This is a genomic window from Streptomyces monomycini, from assembly GCF_022271435.1.
Lineage (GTDB): Bacteria > Actinomycetota > Actinomycetes > Streptomycetales > Streptomycetaceae > Streptomyces > Streptomyces monomycini.
This window is the reverse complement of sequence record NZ_JAFIQY010000034.1, coordinates 83,968-93,926: the sequence shown is the minus strand read 5'-3', so window position 1 is coordinate 93,926 and position 9,959 is coordinate 83,968. Positions and strand designations below refer to the sequence as shown.

Here is a 9,959-nt window from a genome sequence, read left to right as displayed (position 1 = left end):
GGGGTCCGCGGATGCGTGCGGCGCCGCCGGGGGCGCGGGGCGGGGCGGGGTGGCCGCCGGAGTCGCGGGGCGGGGCGGGGCCGCCGCCGGGGTCTTGGTGGACGCGGTGGGCGGCATGGGGCCTGGGCCGGGGGTGGTGGCGGGCCGTTCCGGCGGGACCGGGCGCAGGACGGCGGTCTGCGGGTCCTCGGCGGGCGGCGCCGGTACCGGCGGGGCCTGGGGCGGGGTGCGGGGAAGGCGAGACGCGTCGGCGAAGTCGGCTTCGGTGCTCACCGCGCTCCCCCTCGCGCCTGTGTTCCACCGGCCCGACCGGCAATCGGGGCAGGGTGGTTCGTATCCGGACATCACACCGCTGACCTGCTGGTTGCGGCGTCCGCCACTCTACGGGCTGGCGCCACCGGTGCTCCAACTCGTCCGCCGTGGCCGGGTGTCCGGCGCCCGGTCTGTCGTGTTCTCTCCCCCTACCCACCCGTAGCCCGTTCTGGCAGGCTGCGGGCCATGTCCCGGTACTCGTGCGACGCAGTTGGTGACAGGGCCCGCCTCGACCGGGCCACCGCCGGTCTCGACGCGCCGCTGGCCGTCGTCGATCTGGGGGCGTTCGACGCCAATGCCGACGATCTGGTGCGGCGGGCCCAGGGCAAGCCGGTGCGGGTGGCGAGCAAGTCGGTACGTTGCCGGGCTCTGCTGGAGCGGGCGCTGGCGCGGGACGGCTTCGCGGGGATCATGAGTTTCACGCTGGCCGAGTCGCTGTGGCTGGCCCGGTCGGGGTTCGAGGACGTGCTGCTGGCGTATCCGTCGGCGGACCGGGCGGGGTTCGCGGAGCTGACGGGCGATCCGAAGCTGGCCGGCGCGGTGGCCGTGCTGGTCGACGACGTGACGCACCTGGAGCTGATCGACGCGGCCCGGCCCGCGGGGGGCGGCGAGGAGGTGCGGGTGTGCCTGGAGTGGGACACCGCTTTCCGGCCCCTGGGCGGGCGGGTGCGGGTGGGTGCGCGGCGTTCGCCGCTGAGCCGGCCGGAGCAGGTGGCGGCGCTGGCCCGTGCGGTGACGCGCCGTCCGGGGTTCCGTGTGGTGGGCCTGATGGCGTACGAGGGTCATGTGGCGGGTGTGGGTGACGCGGTGGCCGGACATCCGCTGCGCTCGCGGGCCGTGCGGGCGATGCAGACGGCGGCGCGCCGGGACATCGCGCGGCGGCGCTGGGAGGTGGTGCGCGCGGTGCGGGCCGAGGCGCCGTACCTGGAGTTCGTCAACGGCGGCGGTACGGGCAGTGTGCAGCACACGGCGGCGGAGGCCGCGGTGACCGAGGTGGCGGCGGGGTCGGGGCTGTACGTGCCGCGGCTGTTCGACAACTACCGGTCGTTTTCGGGCCGTCCGGCGGCGATGTTCGCCCAGCCGGTGGTGCGGCGGCCGGGGGACGGTGTCGTGACCGTACTGGGCGGGGGGTATCCGGCGTCCGGGGTCGCGGGGCGGGACCGGTCACCGGTGCCGTATCTGCCCGCGGGGCTGCGCTACGACCCGCAGGAGGAGGCCGGGGAGGTGCAGACGCCGCTGCTGGGGCCGGCCACGGACGGGCTGCGGCTCGGCGACAAGGTGTGGTTCCGGCACGCGAAGGCCGGTGAGCTGTGCGAGCGCTTCGCCGAGCTGCACCTGGTCGAGGGGGACCGGGTGGTGGCGACGGTGCCGACGTACCGCGGGGAGGGCCGCACCTTCCTGTAGCCGAGGAGAAAGTGCGGCCCGCCCGCCGGGTCAGGCGTGGATGCGGTCCTTCTGGTCGGGGACCACCGTGCCGTCGGGGCGCCGGACCGCGCCGAGGCCGCCGTCGGTGTTGGTGTAGCCCTTGGTGGCGCAGGGGTACGTACCGGCCTTACGGGGCAGCGGCTCGATGAACATGGGGTTGACCACCCAGCGGCCGTCGGCGTTGTCGTAGCCGCGGCACATCAGTTCCGGCTGGTTACGGTTGATGGCCAGGTGAATGCCGGTCGCGTCGTTGACGAAGGTGACGTCGGTGTTGGCGTCGCCGCCACCGAGCGCGATGCGGTGCGCGGGGTCCTGGAACCGCCACGCCTCGGCGCCCTTGATCTTGAAGATCTCCTGGTTGATCAGGCAGCGCTTGCCGTCCATGTACGGCAGCACCTCGCCGTGGCCGTCCTTGACGTCGCCGCAGCCGCGGATGCCGGTGGTGAACCGGCCGTTCTTCATCAGGCTGCGGACGCCGATGGTGTGCGCGCGGTCGATGCCGACGCCGCCGGACCACGCCTCGGCGACGGTCTCCGAGGAGGCGGAGACGATGTAGACCTCGAATCCGGCCGCCTTGAGGGTGCGGATCAGGTCCTTCTGCTGGTCGTAGTAGCGGACGTAGCCGGCCAGCTGGTGGGTGCCGACGGTCTGCTTCGCGCCGACGGGCGCGGCGAGGACCTCGGCGCGGGACTGCCGGGTGTACGAGGTGAGCTGGGCCGGGGTCAGGCCGGCGAACAGCTGCGGGACCCAGGCGTACTCGGGCTTGGTGCGGCGGTGGTTCCACTCGCCCGCGAAGGCGGCCTGGCCGCTCATGGTGCGGGCCGTGCCGCGGATCTCCATGATCTCGTCGGCGCAGGCGGCGTTCTTGGAGGTGCGCAGCGGGCGGCCGGCGGGCACGGAGGTGCCGCACGCCTTGGTCAGGGCGCGGTCGGCGGCCTTGGTCATCCAGGGGCTGGTGGCCTTCCAGCTCTTGGGCCGCAGGATCTTGTCGTGCTTCAGGGACCAGGCGAGCGTGGCGTCGGTGATGTCGTTCTTGACGACGGTGTTGTCCCAGTCGAAGGCGGCGACGGGCCGGCCCTCGGGGCCCGGCTTCGGGTGGGAGCAGATGCCGCGCTCGTCGATCATGCGCTGGATCTTGGCACGGTTGTTCCCGTACCACGTGATGTTCTTGGAGAGCTGCGGACAGCTCGTACGCTCCGGGGCCTTCGCGGGGTGGGCGGGCGCGGCGACCGCGGGGCCGGTGGCCGCGAGGGTGGTGACGGTCGCGGCGGCGGCGAGTCCCAGGGCGAGGGCGTGTCTGGTGCGCATGGTTCTCCGGTGATGGGGGCGGAATGTCGGCAGTGACGTTCCTGCGGGCAGAAGCACACCGGGACCGGCGCGCCGGGGCGCCGGTCCCGGTGGTGATCTTCGGACTGTATCCGCGAAGAAGGCTGCGGCCTACACGGGTGTGACGTACGCCCCTGCGATTCCGCCGTCCACCAGGAACTCCGCGGCGTTCACGAAGGAGGCGTCGTCGCTGGCGAGGAAGGCGACCGCGGCCGCGATCTCCTCCGGCTCGGCGAACCGGCCGACCGGGACGTGCACCAGGCGGCGCGCGGCGCGCTCCGGGTCCTTGGCGAACAGTTCCTTCAGCAGCGGCGTGTTCACCGGCCCCGGGCACAGCGCGTTCACCCGGATGCCCTCACGGGCGAACTGCACGCCCAGCTCGCGGGACATCGACAGCACGCCGCCCTTGGACGCGGTGTAGCTGATCTGCGAGGTGGCGGCGCCCATCACGGCCACGAAGGACGCCGTGTTGATGATCGAGCCCTTGCCCTGGCGCTGCATGTAGGGCAGCGCGTGCTTGCAGCACAGGTAGACGGAGGTGAGGTTGACCTCCTGGACGCGCTTCCAGGCGTCCAGCCCGGTGGTGAGGATCGAGTCGTCGTCGGCGGGCGAGATGCCGGCGTTGTTGAACGCCACGTCCACCGAGCCGTACGTGTCGTACGCGGCCTTGAACAGCGCCTCGACCTGGTCGGAGTCGGTCACGTCCACCTGGACGAAGGTCCCGCCGACCTCCTCGGCGGCGGCCTTGCCGGCCTTCTCGTCGATGTCGGCGCAGACCACGTTCGCGCCCTCGGAGGCCAGACGGCGGGCGGTGGCCAGGCCGATGCCGCTGCCGGCGCCGGTGATGACGGCGGTACGGCCGACGAGGCGACGGCACACGGGGGTCGCGCTGCCGTCGGCGGCCGCGGTGGTCTGGTCGGTCACTGCTGCTCCTCGGTGCTGATGAAGATGTTCTTGGTCTCGGTGAAGGCGGCGAGCGCGCCGGGGCCCAGCTCCCGGCCGAGGCCGGACTGCTTGTAGCCGCCGAACGGGGTCCAGTAGCGGACGCTGCTGTGCGAGTTGACGGAGAGGTTCCCGGCGGCGACCGCGCCGGACACCCGCAGGGCGCGGCCGACGTCGCGGGTCCAGATGGAGCCGGAGAGGCCGTAGTCGGTGGCGTTGGCGAGCCGTACGGCGTCGGCCTCGTCCTCGAAGGGGATCGCGACGGCGACCGGGCCGAAGATCTCCTCGACGGCGGTACGGTCGTCCGGGCGGCCCTCCAGGACGGTGGCCGGGTACCAGAAGCCCTTGCCCTTGGGGGCCTCGCCGCGGATGGCGGCGGGCGCGTCCTCGGAGACGTACGACCGTACGCGCTCGCGCTGGGCGGCGGAGATCAGCGGGCCCATCCGTGTGGCGGGGTCGGCGGGGTCGCCCGCGACGAACGCCTTCACGGCGGGCTCCAGCAGCTCCATGAAGCGGTCGTAGACCGAGCGCTGGACCAGGATGCGGCTGCGGGCGCAGCAGTCCTGGCCGGTGTTGTCCAGGAAGGAGCCGGGGGCGGCGGCCGCGGCCCGTTCGAGGTCGGCGTCGGCGAAGACGATGTTGGGGCTCTTGCCGCCGAGTTCGAGGGTCAGGCGCTTGGTCCGCGCGGCGCACTTGGCGGCGATGCCGCGGCCGGTGGCGGTGGAGCCGGTGAAGACGACCTTGGCGACGCCGGGGTGTTCGACCAGGGCGTCGCCGGTGACCGCGCCCTCGCCCGGCAGGACCTGGAACAGGCCCTCGGGCAGGCCCGCCTCCAGCGCGTACCCGGCGAGGCGCAGGGCGGTGAGCGGGGTGGTCTCGGCGGGCTTGAGGAGGACGGCGTTGCCGGCGGCGAGCGCGGGGGCGGTGCCCCAGGCGGCGATCGGCATCGGGAAGTTCCAGGGCGCGATGACGGCGACGACGCCGAGCGGCTCCTGGACGGTGATGTTCAGGCCGCCGGCGACGGGGATCTGGCTGCCGGTCAGCCGCTCCACTCCCCCGGCGGCGTAGTGCAGCAGGTCGACGACGTTGTTCGCCTCCCACCGGGCGTTGCCCAGCGGGTGGCCGGCCTCCGCCAGCTCCAGCCTGGCCAGCGCCTCGCTGTTCTCCTCGACGACCCCGGCGAACCGCCGCAGGAGGCGGGCCCGGTCGCCGGGCGGCAGCGCGGCCCATTTCTCCTGTGCCGTGGCGGCCCGCCGGACCGCCTCGTCCACCTCGGCGGGGGTGGTGACGGGGACGACGGCTTCCAGTTCCTCGGTCGCCGGGTTGATGATGCGCAGCTCTTGCAACACGTCGCAGCTTTCCTTACATGCGCTCGAAGGAGCGGAAGCGCTCCCAGTCCGTGACGGCGGCGTCGTACGCGTCCTGTTCGACGCGGGCCATGTGGAGGTAGTGCTCGACGACCTCGTCGCCGAACGCTTCGCGGGCGATGGGGCTGGATTCCCACAGGGCGGCGGCCTCGCACAGGGTGGCGGGCACGTGCGCGGCGTCGCCGGTGTAGGCGTTGCCGGTGCACGCCTCTGGCAGCTCCAGCTCGTGCTCGATCCCGTACAGACCTGCGGCGACCATGGCGGCGACGGCGAGGTACGGGTTGACGTCGCCGCCGGGCAGGCGGTTCTCCAGGCGGTGGCCGTACCCGTGGCCGATGACCCGCAGTGCGCAGGTGCGGTTGTCCGGGCCCCAGGCGACAGCTGTGGGGGCGAAGGAGCCGGGCCGGAAGCGCTTGTAGGAGTTGATGTTGGGTGCGTAGAAGAGGGTGAAGTCGCGCAGCGCGGCGAGCTGTCCTGCCAGGAAGTGCCGCATGACCGTCGACATGCCGTACGGGCCCGAGTCGTCGGCCATCACGGGCTGCCCGGCCTCGTCGCGCAGCGAGAGGTGGATGTGGCAGCTGTTGCCCTCACGCTCGTCGTACTTGGCCATGAAGGTCAGCGCCATGCCCTCCTGGGCGGCGATCTCCTTGGCGCCGGTCTTGTAGACGGAGTGCTGGTCGCAGGTGGTCAGCGCCTCGTCGTAGCGGAAGGCGATCTCGTGCTGGCCGAGGTTGCACTCGCCCTTGGCGGACTCCACGGTCATCCCGGCGGCGCCCATCTCGTTGCGGATACGGCGCAGCAGGGGTTCGACACGGCCGGTGCCGAGGACGGAGTAGTCGGTGTTGTACTGGTTGGCGGGGGTCATGCCGCGGTAGCCGCGGTTCCAGGCGTCCTCGTAGGTGTCGCGGAAGACGATGAACTCCAGCTCGGTGCCCGCGTAGGCGCTCCAGCCGCGTTCGGCGAGCCGGTCGAGCTGGCGGCGCAGGATCTGCCGCGGGGAGGCGGCGACCGGTGAGCCGTCGTGCCAGGCGAGGTCGGCGGTGAGCAGGGCGGTGCCGGGGTTCCACGGGGTGCGGCGCAGGGTGGCGGTGTCGCCGTGCATGGCGAAGTCGCCGTAGCCGTGCTCCCAGGAGGACATCGCGTAGCCCTGGACGGTGTTGACGTCCACGTCCACGGCGAGGAGGTAGTTGCAGCCCTCGGTGCCGTGCTCCAGCACCTCGTCGAGGAAGTGGCGGGCCGCGAACCGCTTGCCGGTGAGCCTGCCCTGCATGTCGGTGAAGGCCAGGACGACGGTGTCGATCTCCCCGGCGTCGACGAGCCCGGTCAGCTCCTCGACGGCGAGCGGGGGCGTGCGGTCTGCCACGGTGGTGCCTCCTGTCGCTGCATCCGGAGGTCATAAGGTAGGCCCACGAACCATTGGTTGGGAAGGGGTTCCGGTGGACGGTGCGGACAACGGCGCGGCGGGCTCCGCGCAGAGCGGTCCGGCGAGGCGCCCGGCGGACCGGCTGGCGCCCGTACTGCGCCCGGTGCGGGCGGGCAACGGGTTCGAGGAGGCGCTGGAGCAGATACTCCAGATCGTCCGGCTGGGGCTGGTCCAGGGCGGTGAACGCCTGCCCGCCGAGCGGGAGTTGGCGGAGCGGCTGCACATCAGCCGGGTGACGCTGCGCGAGGTCCTCAAGGTGCTCCAGGACGAGGGGCTGGTGGAGAGCCGGCGCGGCCGCTACGGCGGCACGTTCGTCCGGCCGCGCCCGGAGACGGCGGGCGAGGACGAGCTGCGGCGCCGCGTCGAGAAGGTGGACGTCGAGGACGCGCTGCGGTTCCGCGAGGTGCTGGAGGTGGGCGCCGCCGGGCTGTGCGCCGCGCACGGGCTGGGCGACGCGCAGGCACGGCGGCTGCGGGAGGCCCTGTCCGCCACCCACGACGCGCCGCTGGCGGACTACCGGCGGCGCGACACGCTGCTGCACCTGACGCTGGCCGAGCTGGCCGGTTCGTCGTCGCTGGCGGCGCAGTACGCCGCGGTGCGGGCCGGCGTGAACGAGCTGCTCGACTGCATCCCGCTGCTGGTACGCAACCTGGAGCACTCCCAGGCGCAGCACACCGCGCTGGTCGAGGCGGTACTGGAGGGTGACGCGGACGGTGCGCGGGAAGTGATGCGCGAACACTGCGCGGGGACGGCGGCGCTGCTGCGGGGGTTCTTGACGGGCCCGCCGGTGTAACCAGTCTTTTACGCAGGGGGCTTGCGCTCGGCCGCACCACGACGCAAAGGTACGTGGCTAAACCATTACTGCACTTCCCCCTCACGCACCCCTCGGCGAGGCAGGAGCGGCTCATGGCCGACAGCACGGACCCCCGTACCGCACCGCCCGCGGCCGCCTCGGCCGGCGACTCCGCACCCCAGGACGCCTACCTCCAGAAGCGCACCCTGCGGCGCGGCAGCGCGGGCCCGCTCCTGCTCACCGGCCTGGGCGTCGCGTACGTCGTCTCCGGCGACTTCTCCGGCTGGAACAACGGCCTGGCCCAGGGCGGCTTCGGCGGGCTGGCCATCGCCGCGGTCCTGATGGGCCTGATGTACACCTGCCTGGTGTTCGCGCTCGCCGAACTCGCCTCCGTCCTGCCGACGGCGGGCGGCGGTTACGGCTTCGCGCGGCGCGCGCTGGGCACCTGGGGCGGCTTCCTGACCGGCACGGCCATCCTCATCGAGTACGTGCTCGCGCCCGCGGCGATCTCCCTCTTCATCGGCGATTACGTCGAATCCCTCGGCCTGTTCGGACTGACCTCCAGCTGGCCCGTGTACCTGGCCTGCTTCGTGGTCTTCATCGGCATCCACCTGTGGGGCGTGGGCGAGGCCCTGCGCTTCAGCCTGGTCGTCACCGCCGTCGCGGTCGCCGCGGTCGTCGTCTTCGCGGTCGGCGCGCTCAGCGACTTCCACGTCGGCGCGCTGGACGACATCCCGGTCGACACCGGCGCGTTCGGCGCGAGTTCGTGGCTGCCGTTCGGCATCCTCGGCATCTGGGCGGCGTTCCCGTTCGGCATGTGGTTCTTCCTGGGCGTCGAGGGCGTGCCGCTGGCCGCCGAGGAGACCAAGGACCCGGCCCGTACGCTGCCGAAGGCGATGGCCGCCGCGATGGGCATCCTGCTGCTGCTCGCGCTGGTCACCTTCGTCGCCGCGACCGGCGCCCGGGGCTCCGCCGCCGTCCAGTCGGTGGGCGACCCGCTGGTGCAGGCACTCCAGCCGCACGGGGAGCCCACCACCGTCTCCCGCATCGTCAACTACGCGGGCCTGGCAGGCCTGGTGGCGTCCTTCTTCTCCCTCATCTTCGCCGGGTCCCGGCAGCTCTTCGCCCTCTCCCGGGCCGGCTACCTGCCCCGCTTCCTGTCCCTCACCAGCCGCCGCAAGGCCCCGTACCTGGCGCTGCTGGTGCCCGGCGCGCTGGGCTTCGCGCTGGCCGCCGCGACCGGCGACGGCGCCCGGATGCTCAACATCGCCGTCTTCGGCGCCACCATCTCCTACGCCCTGATGTCGCTCTCGCACATCGTGCTGCGCCGCCGCGAACCGGAGCTGCCCCGCCCGTACCGCACCCCCGGCGGCACCCTCACCTCGTCCGTCGCCTTCGTGCTGGCCTGCGCCGCGCTGGTGGCGACGTTCCTCGTCGACAAAGAGGCCGCCCTCATGGCTCTCGGCGTCTACGGGGTCGCCCTGGCGTACTTCGCGTCCTACTCCCGGCACCGGCTGGTCGCGGCGGCCCCGGAGGAGGAGTTCGCGGCACTCGCGGCGGCCGAGGCCGAACTGGAACGCGACTGACCGGCAGCCCGCCAGGCCAGCCCTCACCCCCGCACCCTCCGGAGGCCCCGTGTCCACTCCCCCGCCCCTCATCGGTGTCACCACCTACGTCGCCGACGACGCCCGCTGGGGCGTCTGGGCCCTGCCGGCCGCCGTGCTCCCGGCCGGCTACCACCGCCTCGTCCAGCGCTGCGGCGGTCTCGCCGCGCTGCTGCCGCCCGGCGACCCGGGCACCGCGGCCGCGGCCGTCGCCCGGCTGGACGGCCTGGTGATCGCGGGCGGCCCGGACGTGGAGCCCGTACGGTACGGGGCCGGCACCGACCCGCGCACCGGCCCGCCGGCCCGCGACCGGGACGTCTGGGAGCTGGCGCTGATCGACGCGGCACTGGAGGCGCGCGTGCCGCTGCTCGGCGTCTGCCGGGGCCTGCAACTGCTGAACGTCGCCCTCGGCGGCACCCTCGTGCAGCACCTCGACGGGCACGCGGGCCCGGCCGGCGTCTTCGACCGCCACGAGGTCAAGCCGGAACCGGGCACCCTGCTCGGCGGGATCCTGCCCGAGGCGGTGTCCGTGCCGACCTACCACCACCAGGCCGTGGACCGGCTCGGCAGCGGTCTGCGCCCGTCCGCCCATGCGGCGGACGGCACGGTCGAGGCCCTGGAACTGCCCGGCGCCGAGCACTTCGTCCTGTCCGTGCAGTGGCATCCGGAGGCCGGGGACGACACCCGGGTGATGGACGCGCTGGTACGGGCGGCGGGCGGTTCCTGAAAACCGTTCCCGAGAACTGCAAATTGCGGCGGCAAACCCA

The 9,959-nt window shown here is 73.1% G+C and carries 8 protein-coding genes and 1 pseudogene; 4 read left to right on the top strand and 5 right to left on the bottom strand.

Going from position 1 to position 9,959, the window contains the following annotated elements:
* Nucleotides 1-273, bottom strand: a pseudogene (locus tag JXZ78_RS29915) (zinc ribbon domain-containing protein); the annotation flags it as partial.
* A gap of 225 nt (nt 274-498) precedes the next feature.
* Here JXZ78_RS29915 and JXZ78_RS29910 point away from each other — a divergent pair.
* Complete coding sequence (locus JXZ78_RS29910) at nt 499-1,716, top strand: amino acid deaminase/aldolase (protein WP_030017472.1); 1,218 nt, start codon at nt 499-501, stop codon at nt 1,714-1,716.
* Nucleotides 1,717-1,746: 30 nt separating this feature from the next.
* On the opposite strand, the gene JXZ78_RS29905 is transcribed toward JXZ78_RS29910, so the two are convergent.
* From JXZ78_RS29905 to JXZ78_RS29890, 4 genes are all read right to left on the bottom strand, one after another.
* The gene (locus JXZ78_RS29905) at nt 1,747-3,045 is read right to left on the bottom strand and encodes an HAD family hydrolase (protein ID WP_030017471.1); all 1,299 of its coding nucleotides are present in this window, start codon (nt 3,043-3,045) and stop codon (nt 1,747-1,749) included.
* Between the two features lie 129 nt (nt 3,046-3,174).
* A complete protein-coding gene (locus JXZ78_RS29900) occupies nt 3,175-3,987 on the bottom strand; it encodes a 3-oxoacyl-ACP reductase (RefSeq protein ID WP_030017470.1) in 813 nt (270 codons plus the stop codon).
* Nucleotides 3,984-5,354, bottom strand: coding sequence for an aldehyde dehydrogenase family protein (locus JXZ78_RS29895; protein WP_030017469.1), 1,371 nt, complete (start codon nt 5,352-5,354; stop codon nt 3,984-3,986). Before JXZ78_RS29895 ends, JXZ78_RS29900 begins: the two co-directional genes overlap by 4 nt.
* Nucleotides 5,355-5,367: 13 nt before the next feature.
* On the bottom strand, nt 5,368-6,735 hold the full coding sequence (locus JXZ78_RS29890) for a glutamine synthetase family protein (RefSeq protein WP_030017468.1): 1,368 nt from the start codon (nt 6,733-6,735) through the stop codon (nt 5,368-5,370).
* Nucleotides 6,736-6,808: 73 nt separating this feature from the next.
* Here JXZ78_RS29890 and JXZ78_RS29885 point away from each other — a divergent pair, with 73 nt between their 5' ends.
* From JXZ78_RS29885 to JXZ78_RS29875, 3 genes are all read left to right on the top strand, one after another.
* Entirely contained in the window at nt 6,809-7,588 is a 780-nt protein-coding gene (locus tag JXZ78_RS29885) for a FadR/GntR family transcriptional regulator (RefSeq protein WP_050501996.1), read from the top strand.
* 113 nt (nt 7,589-7,701) lie between these two features.
* The gene (gene eat, locus JXZ78_RS29880) at nt 7,702-9,174 is read left to right on the top strand and encodes an ethanolamine permease (protein WP_030017466.1); all 1,473 of its coding nucleotides are present in this window, start codon (nt 7,702-7,704) and stop codon (nt 9,172-9,174) included.
* Between the two features lie 49 nt (nt 9,175-9,223).
* Complete coding sequence (locus JXZ78_RS29875) at nt 9,224-9,919, top strand: gamma-glutamyl-gamma-aminobutyrate hydrolase family protein (RefSeq protein WP_030017465.1); 696 nt, start codon at nt 9,224-9,226, stop codon at nt 9,917-9,919.
* The last annotated feature ends 40 nt before the right edge of the window (nt 9,920-9,959 follow it).

Bases quoted from the DNA above. Each gene is read 5' to 3' on its own strand.
- JXZ78_RS29910 (WP_030017472.1), top strand. From the start codon at position 499: ATGTCCCGGTACTCGTGCGACGCAGTTGGTGACAGGGCCCGCCTCGAC.
- JXZ78_RS29905 (WP_030017471.1), bottom strand. From the start codon at position 3,045: ATGCGCACCAGACACGCCCTCGCCCTGGGACTCGCCGCCGCCGCGACC.
- eat (WP_030017466.1), top strand. From the start codon at position 7,702: ATGGCCGACAGCACGGACCCCCGTACCGCACCGCCCGCGGCCGCCTCG.